Consider the following 13,302-nt stretch of genomic DNA (forward strand, 5'->3'; position numbering starts at 1 on the left):
ATTGTAAGGCAAACAGCAATTCAGCATCTGCTCAAACAGGCAGTGCAACCAACGGATTGCCATTCATCGGGTCATCTTTTTTCGATGCCAATGCCGCCTGCAAATCCAAACCCATCGCTTTAGCAACACCCGCCGCATACGCGGGATCCGCCGCATGGCAATTACGAATATGGCGATATTTCACAAACAACGGTGCATCACCCATTCCGCACGCGGTATTGCCAAACAACGCTTCTTTTTGTGCGTCATTCATCAACTGAAATAATTTGCGCGGCTGCTCGAAATAATTGCTATCGTCTTGGTGGAAACTCCAATGCTGAGCATCACCATTAATTTTGAGTGGCGGCTCAGCAAATACCGGCTGCGCTTGCCACTGTCCAAAACTATTAGGCTCGTAATGAAGATTGCTGCCGTAATTACCATCGGCGCGCCCCATGCCGTCGCGTTGATTGCTATGTACAGGACAACGCGCTGCATTCACCGGAATTTGTTGGTGATTCACACCCAAACGATAACGCTGCGCATCCGCGTAATTGATTAAACGCGCTTGCAGCATACGATCAGGGCTGACGCTAATACCGGGCACTAAATTGCTCGGCGCAAAAGCGCTCTGCTCCACATCGGCAAAAAAGTTTTCTGGATTTTTATTTAGCTCAAATTCACCCACTTCAATCAGCGGATAATCTTTGTGCGGCCATACTTTGGTTAAATCAAATGGATGGTACGGCACTTTCTCCGCATCTTGCTCCGGCATCACCTGCACAAACATTGTCCACTTGGGAAATTCACCGCGCTCGATGGCATCAAACAAATCGCGTTGATGACTTTCGCGATCTTTACCGATTAGAGCCTCAGATTCTGCATCACTCAAGTTTTTGATGCCCTGCTGTGTTTTGAAATGAAACTTCACCCAGAAGCGTTCATTTTTTGCATTCCAAAAACTGTAAGTGTGCGAGCCAAAGCCGTGCATGTGACGATAGCTCGCAGGAATACCGCGATCACTCATCACAATGGTGATTTGATGCAAAGCTTCTGGCAGCAGCGTCCAGTAATCCCAATTATGGCTTGCGCTGCGCATATTGGTTTTTGGATCGCGCTTCACTGCTTTATTCAAATCAGGGAACTGGCGCGGATCGCGAATAAAGAAGACCGGCGTGTTATTGCCCACCATATCCCAGTTGCCTTCTTCGGTATAAAACTTCAAGGCAAAACCGCGAATATCGCGTTCGGCATCCGCCGCGCCGCGCTCACCCGCCACCGTAGTAAAACGCGCAAACATTTCTGTTTTCTTGCCAATTTTTTCAAACAGTTTTGCACGCGTGAATTGAGTGATGTCTTTTGTAACGGTGAAAGTACCGAAAGCGCCAGAACCTTTAGCGTGCATACGGCGCTCTGGAATCACTTCGCGCACAAAATTGGCCAATTTTTCATTCAGCCAAACATCCTGCGCTAACAAGGGGCCGCGCGCGCCGGCACTCAAGCTGTCGCGATTGTTCGGCACGGGCGCACCAAAGGCTGTGGTTAAGTGGGTTACAGGGCATTGTTTTTTGTCTTGATTATCCATGACACTTTCCTCGCTTTGAGAGAATGAAATACCGTTGTTGCAATGTGCATTATCGCCAATGCTTTGTAAAAGTCTTTTTTGTTATCGACACCATAGCTAATTCTTATCATCCACGCTAAAAATGCATTATTTTTCATCGTTTTTAGGATGCGCCTGTTGTGATTGCGCGAAGCAACCCCATATACTGTTCAAGCTCTTCTAAGCAGAAGATCGGGGCCGATTTGGATTCGACGCCGGTTACAAAGCTTCGGGTGCATGCCGAGATGGCAACCAATCTCGTAAATAAAAGTTGCAAACTTATAGTTGCCAACGACGACAACTACGCTCTAGCTGCTTAATCGCAGCTAGCGGTCGCTAGCAAGGTGCCTGTGCCGCGCTACTGACTGTCATATAGAACAGGATCGTGGAGCGGTGCGCCTGGCACCAATCCCCTAAAACTTACAGGCTCGCTGTTCTCGTCCTGCCCGCCGGGCTGAGCACAGTCAAATCAATCGACGGAACTAAGCATGTAGATCTCGCAGTAGCGGACTGACGGACAGGGGTTCAACTCCCCTCGGCTCCACCAATAACGAAACCCCAACCGTTCTCGGTTGGGGTTTTTTCTTGCCTGATCGCGCCGGTTCACGCGTGTTCTTGGGGGTTCCTGCGGAAGCCTACGGACTTCGCCAGCCGCCCGAATTGGCCGTTCCCGGCCACATTCCACTCTCTCCTGGCCATTCCTCGCTCCGACCTCGCTCCCTGAAACTGGCCCGAAGTCCGCAAAGGCCGCAAGTCAGCGCCATACAGATCAACGGGTTACGCGCGGACGAATCAAGCAGTTGTTTTTTGGCATCGGTAGGCGACGGAAACCGCCGTTATTCAGAGAATGAAGAATGCAGGCATCCCGTATGAGCGAAAAATCATCACCCTCGTGTCCGTGTGTGGATGAAGAGTGATCGCCGCTTTACAATTGACCCATATTTCCATGATAATGAAAATATGGAAGAGAAAGACGTTGTCAAAGCCTTGGCTGCCCTTGCGCAGCCGAACCGACTTCAAGTGTTTCGTGCTCTTGTGGTCACTGGCAAGGAAGGAGCGACACCTGGCGCATTGGCGGATACCTTGGGTGTGCCTGCTGCCACGTTGTCCTTTCACCTCAAAGAACTCCTCAACTCTGGACTTGTGTCTCAGGAGCGCAGTGGTCGCAATCTGATCTACCGCGCAGAGTTCAAGCAGATGAACGAGCTCCTTTCCTATCTGACAAGCAATTGCTGTCAGGGTGAACCGTGCATGGATGAGGCAGCTACCAACTGTGGATGCGAATAAGGAATTTCAAATGAGGCACCTACCCATCCTTTGGCAACGCCTTGTGAGTGAACAGGGCACCACCTGTCCGCGCTGTCACAGCACCGGCGAAGAAGTGCAGCGCGCTGTTAAGACGCTGAAGCTGGCCCTGGAGCCGTTGGGCATCGAGCCCGAACTTCAGGTCACGGAGATTGACGAGGTCACGTTTCTCAAGGACCCCCTGCAATCGAACCAGGTGCTGATTGGTGGTCAGACCATTGAACACTGGCTGGGTGGACAAACCGGCAGCAGCCGCTGCTGCAACGAATGTGGCGACAACGATTGCCGCACGGTGGAAGTTGGCGGGCAGAGTTACGACGTGATCCCGGAGGACCTGCTGGTGCGTGCCGGCGTCATTGCTGCGACCCGCATGCTCGACCCCACGTTGTCCGCCTGAGTCATCGCCAGATACAGATCAACGGTCATTCCACTCCAAGGAGTTCCATCATGACAACCATTCAAGTATTCGATCCCGCAATGTGCTGCAACACCGGTGTTTGCGGCGTGGACGTGGACCAGAGCCTCGTGACCTTCGCGGCCGATGTGGATTGGGCCCAACAGAACGGTGCGCAGATCGAGCGCTTCAACCTGTCTCAGCAGCCCATGGCGTTTGCGGAGAGCGCCATCGTCAAAGGTTTGCTGGAGCGTACGGGTCAGACCGTGCTGCCGGTGACTCTGGTGGACGGTCAATTGGCACTGGCTGGCCGGTATCCCTCAAGGGACGATCTGGCCCGCTGGGCAGGGCTTCAACCTCAGCCGTCCGAGACCAAAGAAGCCGCATCGTGCTGCTCTGGTAGCCGCTGCTGCTAAACCTAGGGAGCCGTTGTGCTATTTCTCCAGAATCCTCCTCGTTACCTGTTCTTCACCGGTAAAGGTGGTGTAGGCAAAACGTCAATTGCCTGTGCCTGCGCCGTCGAGCTGGCTGACGCTGGCAAAAAAGTGCTGCTGGTCAGCACCGATCCGGCCTCCAATGTGGGGCAAGTGTTCGGGGGCACCATCGGCAACCGAATTACCCCCGTCGACAGCGTGCCCAGGCTGTCCGCGCTGGAAATCGATCCGCAAGGGGCAGCCCAGGCCTACCGGGACCGGATCGTCGGGCCTGTGCGGGGTGTGTTGCCAGACGAAGTGGTCAAAGGCATTGAGGAGCAACTCTCGGGCGCTTGCACGACTGAGATTGCCGCCTTCGACGAGTTCACCGGGTTGCTGACCGATACGGCCCTGACCGCAGGCTTCGATCACATAATCTTTGATACCGCACCCACGGGCCACACCATCCGTTTGCTACAACTGCCCGGTGCGTGGAGTGGCTTTCTGGAGGCGGGCAAGGGAGATGCGTCCTGTCTGGGGCCGCTGGCAGGACTGGAGAAACAACGCGCTCAATACAAGGCTGCCGTTCAGGCCTTGGCCGATCCTGGGCGCACGCGCCTGGTGCTGGTGGCACGCGCCCAGGCAGCCACCTTGCGTGAGGCGAATCGCACCCACCAGGAGTTGGCGGCCATCGGCCTGTCCCAGCAATATCTGGTGATCAATGGTGTGTTGCCATTGGAGGCGCTTCAAGATGATCCGCTAGCCGCTGCGATCCACCAACGCGAAGCGTTGGCGCTGGCGAACATGTCTGCTGAACTCAAGGCCCTGCCGCAAGACAGTCTGGCTCTCAAGCCTTTTAATCTGGTAGGGCTGGATGCATTGCGTCATCTGCTCAACGACGCACCGGTGCCCTACAGCACAGTGCCGTCTGCGGTGCAGGCGCCCACAGCCCCGAATCTGTCACAACTGGTCGACGACATCGCCGCCGATGGCCATGGCCTGGTGATGCTGATGGGCAAAGGCGGCGTTGGAAAAACCACCCTGGCTGCTGCCGTGGCGGTCGAGCTGGCACATCGAGGCTTGCCGGTGCACCTGACCACGTCCGACCCGGCTGCGCATCTTGCGCAGACCCTGGACGGCACATTGAATCACCTGACAGTCAGCCGCATTGACCCCCACGAAGTCACCGAACGTTATCGCGAGCATGTGCTGTCCACCAAGGGGGCGAATCTGGACGCAGAAGGTCGGGCCATGCTCGAAGAGGACCTGCGTTCACCGTGCACGGAAGAGATCGCCGTGTTCCAGGCCTTCTCCCGCATCATCCGCGAGGCGGGCAAAAAGTTCGTGGTCATGGACACCGCACCGACCGGGCACACCTTGCTGCTGCTGGATGCCACGGGTGCCTACCACCGCGACATTGTGCGCCAGATGGGTGATAAAGGCGTCCACTTCACCACGCCCATGATGCAGTTGCAGGACCCCAAGCAAACCAAGGTCCTGATCGTCACCTTGGCCGAAACCACGCCGGTACTCGAAGCAGCCAATCTGCAGACCGATTTAAGGCGCGCCGGCATCGAGCCTTGGGCCTGGGTCATCAACAACAGTCTGGCCGCCTGCGCGCCGGCTTCACCTTTGCTTCGTCAGCGTGCCGGCAACGAGCTTCGTGAAATCGAAGCCGTCGCCACGCAGCACGCACAGCGGTATGCACTGGTCCCCCTGATGAAAAACGAACCGGTCGGTGTTCAGCGTCTGCTGGACCTGGCAGGCCACTCCCTTGAAAAGGTCTGATCGATGGGTGTTTTTGAGCGTTACCTGACCGTCTGGGTCGGGCTGGGCATTTTGGCTGGTGTTGGTCTCGGGCTGGTCATGCCCGACGTCTTCCAGACCGTGGCTGCGATGGAAATCGCGCAGGTGAACCTGGTGGTGGCCGTGTTCATCTGGATCATGATTTATCCGATGATGATCCAGATCGACTGGCATGCGGTGAAGGACGTTGGCAAGAAGCCTCAGGGCCTGATGCTTACGCTGGTGGTCAACTGGCTGATCAAACCCTTCACCATGGCCGCGCTGGGCGTGTTGTTCTTTCAGTACGTGTTCGCAGGCTGGGTCGATCCGCAGTCGGCCAGCGAGTACATCGCCGGCATGATCCTGCTGGGCGTGGCGCCCTGTACCGCGATGGTGTTTGTCTGGAGCCAGCTGGTCAAGGGCGATGCCAACTACACCCTGGTGCAGGTGTCGGTGAACGATCTGATCATGGTCGTTGCCTTTGCGCCGATTGCCGCTTTCCTGCTGGGCGTGACCAACGTGACCGTGCCCTGGGAAACGCTGCTGCTCTCGACCGTGCTGTATGTGGTGCTGCCGCTGCTGGCGGGCATGACGACCCGGCAGCTGCTCGTGAAGCGGTCACCCACCGCACTGGGCCAGTTTGTGGCGAGCCTCAAGCCCTGGTCGGTGGTGGGCCTGATCGCCACCGTGGTGCTGCTGTTCGGTTTCCAGGCCGGCACCATCGTCGAGAAGCCTGGCGTGATCGCACTGATTGCGGTGCCGCTGATCCTGCAGTCCTACGGCATCTTCTTCATCGGCTGGTGGGGCGCCAAGTGGCTCAAGCTGCCGCACGACATCGCCGGCCCGGCCTGCCTGATCGGAACGTCCAACTTCTTCGAGCTGGCGGTGGCCGTCGCCATTTCGTTGTTTGGCCTGAACTCGGGCGCTGCACTGGCCACCGTGGTCGGTGTGCTGGTTGAAGTGCCGGTGATGCTATCGCTGGTGGCCATCGTCAACGCCTGGAAACCCCGTACCGTCTGAACCGTAGAGCATCCCATGACCAATATCACCATCTATCACAACCCCGCCTGCGGAACGTCGCGTAACGTGCTGGCCCTGATCCGCAACAGTGGGGTGGAGCCGACTGTCATTGAGTACCTCAAGAATCCACCCAGCACGGAGCAGATCCAGTCCTGGCTGAGCGCTATGGGCGCTTCGGTGCGCGAGGTGCTGCGAGAAAAAGGCACGCCCTATGCCGAGCTGGACCTGGGCAACCCGAAGTGGACCGATGACGAGTTGCTGGCCTTCATTCAGCAGCACCCCATCCTGCTCAACCGCCCCTTCGTAATCACGCCGCTGGGAGTACGGCTGTGCCGTCCCTCGGAGATGGTGCTCGACATCCTGCCTGATCCGCAGCAGGGCCCGTTCATCAAGGAAGATGGCGAAGTGGTTATCGATGCTGAGGGGCGCCGTGTCTAAATCAGTCTCCAACCCCCTGGCCGATCTGCCGCAAGTTCAAGCCGAACATTTCCGGGCCCCCGATCCTGCTCAGTTGCTGGGTCCGCACTCGTCCCACCCGCCACGCATCCTGCTGCTGTACGGCTCCCTGCGCCCGCGCTCCTTCAGCCGACTGCTGGTTGAAGAAGCTGCCCGGCTGCTGCAGGCCATGGGTGCAGAGACGCGCATCTTCAACCCCAGTGGACTACCTTTGCCCGACGATGCGCCGGACACCCACCCCAAAGTGCAGGAGTTACGTGAACTGACACTGTGGTCAGAAGGTATGGTCTGGTGTTCGCCCGAGCGTCACGGCGCCATGACCGGCATCATGAAAACCCAGATCGATTGGATTCCCCTGGCTGCTGGCGCTGTGCGCCCTACCCAGGGCAAGACGCTGGCGGTGATGCAGGTCTGCGGCGGCTCACAGTCCTTCAATGCGGTCAACCAGATGCGCGTGCTCGGGCGCTGGATGCGCATGATCACCATCCCAAACCAGTCGTCCGTAGCCAAGGCTTTCCAGGAATTTGATGACAACGACCGGATGAAACCATCGAGTTACCACGACAGGGTGGTCGATGTCATGGAGGAACTGGTCAAGTTCACCTGGCTGACCCGCGACGTATCGCCCTACCTCGTGGACCGCTACAGCGAGCGCAAGGAAAGCGCCGAAGAACTCATGCGGCGGGTCAACCTGCCTAATGCGGTGTGAAGAGCGGTGAGTTCCGGACACGACCACAGCCACGCCCCGCCAATTTCAACAAGGCATTTGCTATCGGCATCGGGCTTAACATCGCCTTCGTGATGATCGAAGCGTTCTACGGCTGGAAAATCAACTCACTGGCCTTGCTGGCCGACGCCAGCCACAACTTGAGCGATGTGGCTGGACTGGTGCTGGCCGATGCTACATGCGCAGTTTGAGTTGCGACATGTGTCTTTGCAGTTTGAATCCCCATCTTTTGCTGATCAGTGCCCACTCAACGAAAATTGTTGACCAATTTGGTTGATTTGACATGTCGATGGTAAGCATCTGCGTCCAAAGACGCGCGTCCGCACTTGACGCGTTCCCGCTGCTCATCCCATAGCGCTGGCGGGTCCACCGCCAGGTCAAACAGCGTGATGTGGTTCGGCAGCGCGTCATCCAAGATGGCCGCCACGATGTCGGGCGCCAGCGTCGTCAGGTTGACCATCCGGCTCACGTAGCTGTTGTCGATGCCTACGGTGTAGGCCAGCCCTTCAGGCGCGCTATTTGATGGGTAAATCCGGGCCCAGTTGTAGGGAATGAACTTCTTCTGCCATTGATCAGTGGGCTTGCGAACGGTCTTGGTCCACCCATCCGTGAAAAGTTGCTGTTGCAGCGCCTCTGCCCACTGTTTGGTGACGTACGTAGGCCTGCCCCAGCTCCTCGTAGACGCGCTGCTGCTCCGGGTTGGTCTTGTTGTTGACTAGCGTCCAAAACTGACCCACTTAGGGGTTAAATTCGCGTTGAAAATTGACCCACGTTAAGCCGTTACCCTGCTCGTTTTTTGAGCAGGGGTTTATTGGAGTGATTAACGTGGCCATGTTAGCCAAAATCAGGCGGATGTACTTCCGCGACAAACTATCCCTGCGTGAGATTGCGCGCCAGACAGGACTTTCCCGCAACACGATCCGGCACTGGCTCCGGGATGAAGGGGCTGTAGAGCCCCGCTACCCGAAGCGCGATCCCCAGCCAGCCGGACGGCTGGATCCGTACAAGGGCCAGCTGGACAGCTGGCTGCGGACCGATAGCCATCGCCCTAAACGCGACCGGCGTACCGCCAAGGCCCTGTTCCTCTTGCTACAGGCCTGCGGTTATCGCGGGTCGTACAGCCGGGTGGCGCTGTACATCAAGCAATGGCGCATGAGCGATGCATCACCTTCCCGCAAGGCGTTTGTGCCGATGCGGTTTGCGCCGGGTGAAGCGTTCCAGTTTGACTGGAGCTGCGAGTATGCGGTGATCGGTGGTGTGCGGAAACGGCTGGAGGTGGCGCACGCCAAACTGACACATAGCCGGGTGTTCTGGCTGGTGGCGTATCCGACGCAAAGCCACGAGATGTTGTTTGATGCACACGCCAGAGCGTTTGCTGCGTTCGGCGGTGTGCCGAAGCGTGGCATTTACGACAACATGAAAACGGCGGTGGACAAGGTCGGCAATGGCAAGGAGCGCACGGTGAATGCGCGCTTCCAGGCGATGTGTAGCCATTACCTGTTCGAGCCTGACTTCTGTAATCGTGCTGCCGGTTGGGAGAAAGGCGTTGTCGAGAAGAACGTGCAGGACCGGCGGCGGCAGATCTGGCATGCGGTACTGCAACGGCACTGGAACTCACTGGCCGAACTCAATGCGTGGGTGGCACAGGAATGCCGTGCGGCACAGCAGGACATGCGCCATCCGGATTGGCCGGACATGACCTTGCTGGAGGTGCTGGAGCATGAGCAGCCCCACCTGATGCCCAGCCCCAAGCCGTTTGACGGGTATGTGGAGCATCCGGCACGGGTGACGGGCACGGCGTTGATCCATGTGCAGCGCAACCGTTACAGCGTGCCAGTGGAGTATGCGCACAAGGTGGTAAGTGTGCGGGTGTATCCGGAAGAGCTGGTGATTGTGCATGACGACAATATCATCGCTCGCCTCCCGCGTTGCTTTGATCGCCACCAGACCTTTTATGACTGGCAACACTACATTCCCGTCATCCAGCGCAAACCGGGCGCACTGCGCAACGGTGCGCCGTTCAACGATATGCCGTTGCCACTGATCCAGCTACAAAAACACCTGCTGAAGCGTGAAGGCGGCGATCGGGTGATGGCACAAGTGTTGGCTGTGGTGCCGGAACATGGCGTAGAAGCGGTCGTGGTGGCGGTGGAGCTCGCACTGGAAAGCGGGCGGCCGAGTGCAGAACACGTGCTGAATGTGCTGGCCAGACTAAAACAACCGCTGTCATTGCCGGAATCGATTACCGGCAACTGGCTGCTGCAGGAAGCGCCGCAGGCCAATGTCGAGCGTTATGACCTGTGGCGCAGCCCCCTGGATGCCCGGGAGGTGAACCATGTCGATTGAGATTGTCAGCCAACTCAAATACCTGAAGTTGCACGGTATGGCGCAGTGCTGGCCGGAGCTGGTGGCGAAAGCCTTGCACAGCGACATTGAACCGGAGCGCTTGTTACACGAACTGATTGCCGCAGAAACGGCGGAACGCGAAGTGAAGTCACTGGCCTACCAGATGAAAGCAGCGCGGTTCCCGGCACACCGTGATCTGGCAGGCTTTGACTTCACGCAATCACGGGTGGATGAAGCCTTGATCCGGCGTTTACACAGCGGCGGGTTTACGGAAACGGCACAGAACGCGGTGCTGATCGGTGGGCCGGGCACCGGCAAAACGCATCTGGCCACCGCCATTGGCGTGGAAGCGATCCAGAAACATGGCAAACGGGTGCGGTTCCTCTCCACCATTGAACTGGTCAATGCGCTGGAACTGGAGAAAGCAGCAGGCAAACAGGGCCAGCTGGCGTATCGGCTGATGTACGTAGAGCTGGTCATCCTGGATGAGCTGGGCTACCTGCCGTTCAGTCAGGCCGGTGGCGCACTGCTGTTCCACTTGCTGTCAAAACTGTACGAACGGACCAGTGTGATCATCACCACCAACCTCCACTTCGGGGAATGGGCCAGTGTGTTCGGGGACGCCAAGATGACCACAGCACTACTGGATCGGCTCACACACCACTGCCATATCGTGGAAACCGGCAATGAATCCTGGCGGTTCAAGAACAGCTCGGCTGTGGCCAGCACTCGCAAGAAACCATCACCTAAAACAGGAGGGCAACCCCAAGAAACAGCAGACTTATCCACAGACGACTAGCTATACTGCAACACCAGAGGGTGGGTCAATTTTGGACGAGAATCCCGGGTCAGTTTTGAACGCGAATCAACACCCATACAAATCAGATGGTTACGCGCGGACGAATCAAGCGGTTGGATTGCGGCATCGGGTGGCGAAGGACACGCTGCGGGTGTGTTTCGTCGGTAGTTATCGAGAACTACCGACATATCGCAACGCGGAAGTACTTGCTTGGATGGTGGCCAAGATAAGAAACGCCTTGTCAGGACAATGTCCGGACGACTACAATAAGGGCATCCAAGATCAGTCCGGAGGGGCCCCATGAGCACCCTGAATCTTTCCAAGACCGAACGCATTGACGTTCGTGCCAGCACGCCAGTCAAGCAACTGCTGCAGGAAGCCGCGCGCGCCTGCCACAAGAACGTCAGCGAGTTCCTGCTCGACGCGGGCGTGACGGCGGCCGCGCAGACGCTGGCAGATCGTCGCCAGTTCGTACTGGACGACACACAGTGGCAGGCCTTCCAGGAGGCGCTGGACCGCCCGGTGCAAAGCAAGCCGCGCCTGAAGAAGTTGCTGCGTGAACCCGGGGTGCTGGATTGAGCGATGACTACTCACCCGTTCGCAAGCTCGCTGCAACGGATCAGGTCGATGCGTTCGACTGCGGCCAGGCCGCGCTGAACCAGTTCCTGCAGCGCTACGCGCTCGTCAACCAGAAGGCCAACAGCGCGCAGACCTATGTCTGCTGCCAGGGTGACGTGGTGGTCGGCTTCTACAGCCTGGCCGTTGGTAGCGTCGATCCGGAAGCCGCGCCGTCGAGAGTGATGAAGGGGCTGGCGCGCCACCCGGTGCCGGTCATGATCCTGGCCCGGCTCGCCGTGGACAAGGAGCATCAGCGTAAAGGTCTTGGCCAGGCCTTGCTCAAGGATGCACTGCTGCGCACCGCACAGGCCGCCGACATTGCGGGTATCCGCTGCCTGTTGGTCCATGCCAAAGACGACGCAGCGCGGCAGTGGTACGAATCGTGGGAATTCGAGCCCAGCCCGACTGATCCGTACCATCTGTTCCTGATGCTGAAGGATCTCAAGGGCATGTTGAGCTGAGGGGTGCCTCCGCCTCAGAGCCCGACTCTCTCCCGCTGCTCATCCCACAACGCGGGCGGATCAACCGCCAAGTCGAACAGTGTGATGTGGTTCGGCAGTGCGTCATCCAGGATGGCCGCCACGATATCGGGCGCCAGCGTGGTCAGGTTGACCATCCGGCTGACGTAGCGGATTCGCCGCAAGCAGAATGCCGTGTGCTGTTATCGCTGCGCCGCTGTTGCCCTGGCCAATGATTCCTGCATCCGCTGCGATTCCTTCTGCGCCTCAGCCAAGAGCTGATCCCAGTCATCCGGCGGATGCCCGCTTTCCAGCATCTTGCGGAACACCCGGTAGGCGTCGTCGCTGCTTTCGTAGGCGCGTTTGGTGTCTTCAGCATTCACCCATGCGTAGACGATCACCTTGCTCGGGGCGTGGTAGCGGAAGAACAGGCGGCACTGCTGGAAGAACTTGGCCCAGAACCAGTGCTTGTGATCGTCACCGAGCGTCCCACCCTGGCGGTACTCCGGTCGCGTCGGATCTTGCGGGATGACATCGAACGCCAGCTTGATGATCGCGGCCAGTCGTTTGCTGGCGTTCTTTTTCACGTACCCGGCTGGGTCCTTCTGCTTCAGAGTCTCGACCTGCCGCGCCAGCGCTTCAATCTGCGCCAGGAACAGTGGATGGGCAAAGACCGTCCAGCCATGAATGACCAGGGGCTCGGGCTTCCCCGCGCTCATTCATCGTCTGCCGACAGGGTGGCATCGAGATCGATATCGACTCCGCCGACCAGCGACTGGAGACGCTGGACGAGGCCGGCATCCACAGCTTGCAGTCGCTCGGGATGGCGAGTGATGTCGGCGGCCAGGAAGCCGAGGAACTGACCGAGGACCGGGTCGTCACCGTCGGATGCTGCGACGCGCGTCAACACCACCTCGCCGCTGGGGCGAATGGTGTAGTGGATCTTGTCCCGCTTGCCCAGCTTGAGGGCGCGACGCACGGTTTCCGGCACCGTGGTCTGGTAGCGATCGGTGAGTGTGGATTCGACTTCAAGGGTCGCGGCCATGGCAGTCTCCTGCGGATCTGGGTTGACGCTTGAATGGTAATGCAGTCGCATTGTCTTGTCAATGCAGTTGCATTGCCTCCAGGGACACCCGACTCGAATGGGTGTAAATGGGTGTGCTTTTGGCTGGGGCGCCGGACTCGGGTTCGATTCCCAAACCGGGAATTGAACTGGCCCCAGAAAGCGAACGAGGTTGAGGCCGCATATCGGCGACCAATCAGAGCGAAAAACCTGCTTGATCGTCCATGGCCGATGGCCGTATCGGCAGGCTTTTCGATCCGGTTCGCACCGGTTCGCAGCAGCCCGCACCGCTTCGATTCCGTACTTTCAATAGTCGTTTGGTGCGGAGTGCCACCC

The 13,302-nt window shown here is 58.1% G+C and carries 16 protein-coding genes, 1 other RNA gene and 1 pseudogene; 13 read left to right on the top strand and 5 right to left on the bottom strand.

What is annotated here, in order from left to right; genetic code table 11:
* Positions 1–31 precede the first annotated feature (31 nt).
* On the bottom strand, positions 32–1,564 hold the full coding sequence (locus R3E63_04550) for a catalase (GenBank protein ID MEZ5539224.1): 1,533 nt from the start codon (positions 1,562–1,564) through the stop codon (positions 32–34).
* A gap of 212 nt (positions 1,565–1,776) precedes the next feature.
* On the opposite strand from R3E63_04550, the gene ssrA reads away from it, so the two are divergent.
* The 9 genes and pseudogenes from ssrA (at position 1,777) to R3E63_04595 (ending at position 7,852) form a co-directional block, all read left to right on the top strand.
* Positions 1,777–2,129: a transfer-messenger RNA gene (gene ssrA / locus R3E63_04555) on the top strand.
* Between the two features lie 413 nt (positions 2,130–2,542).
* The gene (locus R3E63_04560) at positions 2,543–2,869 is read left to right on the top strand and encodes a metalloregulator ArsR/SmtB family transcription factor (protein ID MEZ5539225.1); all 327 of its coding nucleotides are present in this window, start codon (positions 2,543–2,545) and stop codon (positions 2,867–2,869) included.
* Between the two features lie 10 nt (positions 2,870–2,879).
* Entirely contained in the window at positions 2,880–3,284 is a 405-nt protein-coding gene (locus tag R3E63_04565; protein MEZ5539226.1) for a DUF2703 domain-containing protein, read from the top strand.
* Positions 3,285–3,334: 50 nt separating this feature from the next.
* Positions 3,335–3,697 carry an arsenite efflux transporter metallochaperone ArsD gene (gene arsD / locus R3E63_04570; protein MEZ5539227.1) on the top strand — a complete coding sequence of 121 codons (363 nt, stop codon included), beginning with the start codon at positions 3,335–3,337 and terminating at the stop codon, positions 3,695–3,697.
* A 15-nt stretch (positions 3,698–3,712) separates the two neighbouring features.
* The gene (gene arsA, locus R3E63_04575) at positions 3,713–5,482 is read left to right on the top strand and encodes an arsenical pump-driving ATPase (protein MEZ5539228.1); all 1,770 of its coding nucleotides are present in this window, start codon (positions 3,713–3,715) and stop codon (positions 5,480–5,482) included.
* 3 nt (positions 5,483–5,485) lie between these two features.
* On the top strand, positions 5,486–6,499 hold the full coding sequence (gene arsB / locus R3E63_04580; GenBank protein ID MEZ5539229.1) for an ACR3 family arsenite efflux transporter: 1,014 nt from the start codon (positions 5,486–5,488) through the stop codon (positions 6,497–6,499).
* A 15-nt stretch (positions 6,500–6,514) separates the two neighbouring features.
* Complete coding sequence (gene arsC, locus R3E63_04585; protein ID MEZ5539230.1) at positions 6,515–6,937, top strand: arsenate reductase (glutaredoxin); 423 nt, start codon at positions 6,515–6,517, stop codon at positions 6,935–6,937.
* Positions 6,915–7,664 (top strand): arsenical resistance protein ArsH, encoded by a 750-nt coding sequence (gene arsH / locus R3E63_04590; protein MEZ5539231.1) that lies wholly within the window; start codon positions 6,915–6,917, stop codon positions 7,662–7,664. Before arsC ends, arsH begins: the two co-directional genes overlap by 23 nt.
* Positions 7,665–7,670: 6 nt before the next feature.
* Positions 7,671–7,852, top strand: a pseudogene (locus R3E63_04595) (cation transporter).
* 77 nt (positions 7,853–7,929) lie between these two features.
* On the opposite strand, the gene R3E63_04600 reads toward R3E63_04595, so the two are convergent.
* Positions 7,930–8,142 (bottom strand): hypothetical protein, encoded by a 213-nt coding sequence (locus R3E63_04600; GenBank protein MEZ5539232.1) that lies wholly within the window; start codon positions 8,140–8,142, stop codon positions 7,930–7,932.
* A 365-nt stretch (positions 8,143–8,507) separates the two neighbouring features.
* Here R3E63_04600 and istA point away from each other — a divergent pair, with 365 nt between their 5' ends.
* The 4 genes from istA to R3E63_04620 all read left to right on the top strand — a co-directional run bounded on the left by istA (position 8,508) and on the right by R3E63_04620 (position 11,906).
* The gene (istA, locus tag R3E63_04605) at positions 8,508–10,028 is read left to right on the top strand and encodes an IS21 family transposase (GenBank protein ID MEZ5539233.1); all 1,521 of its coding nucleotides are present in this window, start codon (positions 8,508–8,510) and stop codon (positions 10,026–10,028) included.
* On the top strand, positions 10,018–10,827 hold the full coding sequence (gene istB, locus R3E63_04610; protein ID MEZ5539234.1) for an IS21-like element helper ATPase IstB: 810 nt from the start codon (positions 10,018–10,020) through the stop codon (positions 10,825–10,827). The genes istA and istB overlap by 11 nt, the downstream gene beginning before the upstream one ends.
* A 300-nt stretch (positions 10,828–11,127) precedes the next feature.
* Positions 11,128–11,406: a DUF1778 domain-containing protein gene (locus R3E63_04615; protein ID MEZ5539235.1), complete on the top strand. Its 279-nt coding sequence runs from the start codon at positions 11,128–11,130 to the stop codon at positions 11,404–11,406.
* On the top strand, positions 11,403–11,906 hold the full coding sequence (locus tag R3E63_04620) for a GNAT family N-acetyltransferase (protein MEZ5539236.1): 504 nt from the start codon (positions 11,403–11,405) through the stop codon (positions 11,904–11,906). The genes R3E63_04615 and R3E63_04620 overlap by 4 nt, the downstream gene beginning before the upstream one ends.
* A gap of 14 nt (positions 11,907–11,920) precedes the next feature.
* Here R3E63_04620 and R3E63_04625 read toward each other — a convergent pair whose 3' ends face one another.
* Genes R3E63_04625 through R3E63_04635 form a run of 3 tightly spaced genes read right to left on the bottom strand, consistent with a single transcriptional unit; the run spans position 11,921 to position 12,948 of the window.
* Positions 11,921–12,088, bottom strand: coding sequence for a hypothetical protein (locus tag R3E63_04625; protein ID MEZ5539237.1), 168 nt, complete (start codon positions 12,086–12,088; stop codon positions 11,921–11,923).
* A gap of 18 nt (positions 12,089–12,106) precedes the next feature.
* A complete protein-coding gene (locus R3E63_04630) occupies positions 12,107–12,622 on the bottom strand; it encodes a type II toxin-antitoxin system YhaV family toxin (GenBank protein ID MEZ5539238.1) in 516 nt (171 codons plus the stop codon).
* On the bottom strand, positions 12,619–12,948 hold the full coding sequence (locus R3E63_04635; protein MEZ5539239.1) for a type II toxin-antitoxin system PrlF family antitoxin: 330 nt from the start codon (positions 12,946–12,948) through the stop codon (positions 12,619–12,621). The genes R3E63_04630 and R3E63_04635 overlap by 4 nt, the downstream gene beginning before the upstream one ends.
* Positions 12,949–13,302 lie beyond the last annotated feature (354 nt).

It is taken from the genome of Pseudomonadales bacterium, assembly GCA_041395665.1.
Taxonomy (GTDB): domain Bacteria; phylum Pseudomonadota; class Gammaproteobacteria; order Pseudomonadales; family UBA7239; genus UBA7239.

Excerpts from the sequence above, each read along its gene's own strand:
- arsH (MEZ5539231.1), top strand. The coding sequence starts at position 6,915 with ATGCTGAGGGGCGCCGTGTCTAAATCAGTCTCCAACCCCCTGGCCGAT.
- R3E63_04565 (MEZ5539226.1), top strand. The coding sequence starts at position 2,880 with ATGAGGCACCTACCCATCCTTTGGCAACGCCTTGTGAGTGAACAGGGC.
- R3E63_04600 (MEZ5539232.1), bottom strand. The coding sequence starts at position 8,142 with ATGGTCAACCTGACGACGCTGGCGCCCGACATCGTGGCGGCCATCTTG.
- arsC (MEZ5539230.1), top strand. The coding sequence starts at position 6,515 with ATGACCAATATCACCATCTATCACAACCCCGCCTGCGGAACGTCGCGT.
- istB (MEZ5539234.1), top strand. The coding sequence starts at position 10,018 with ATGTCGATTGAGATTGTCAGCCAACTCAAATACCTGAAGTTGCACGGT.
- R3E63_04560 (MEZ5539225.1), top strand. The coding sequence starts at position 2,543 with ATGGAAGAGAAAGACGTTGTCAAAGCCTTGGCTGCCCTTGCGCAGCCG.
- R3E63_04630 (MEZ5539238.1), bottom strand. The coding sequence starts at position 12,622 with ATGAGCGCGGGGAAGCCCGAGCCCCTGGTCATTCATGGCTGGACGGTC.
- arsD (MEZ5539227.1), top strand. The coding sequence starts at position 3,335 with ATGACAACCATTCAAGTATTCGATCCCGCAATGTGCTGCAACACCGGT.
- R3E63_04615 (MEZ5539235.1), top strand. The coding sequence starts at position 11,128 with ATGAGCACCCTGAATCTTTCCAAGACCGAACGCATTGACGTTCGTGCC.
- arsB (MEZ5539229.1), top strand. The coding sequence starts at position 5,486 with ATGGGTGTTTTTGAGCGTTACCTGACCGTCTGGGTCGGGCTGGGCATT.
- R3E63_04550 (MEZ5539224.1), bottom strand. The coding sequence starts at position 1,564 with ATGGATAATCAAGACAAAAAACAATGCCCTGTAACCCACTTAACCACA.
- R3E63_04635 (MEZ5539239.1), bottom strand. The coding sequence starts at position 12,948 with ATGGCCGCGACCCTTGAAGTCGAATCCACACTCACCGATCGCTACCAG.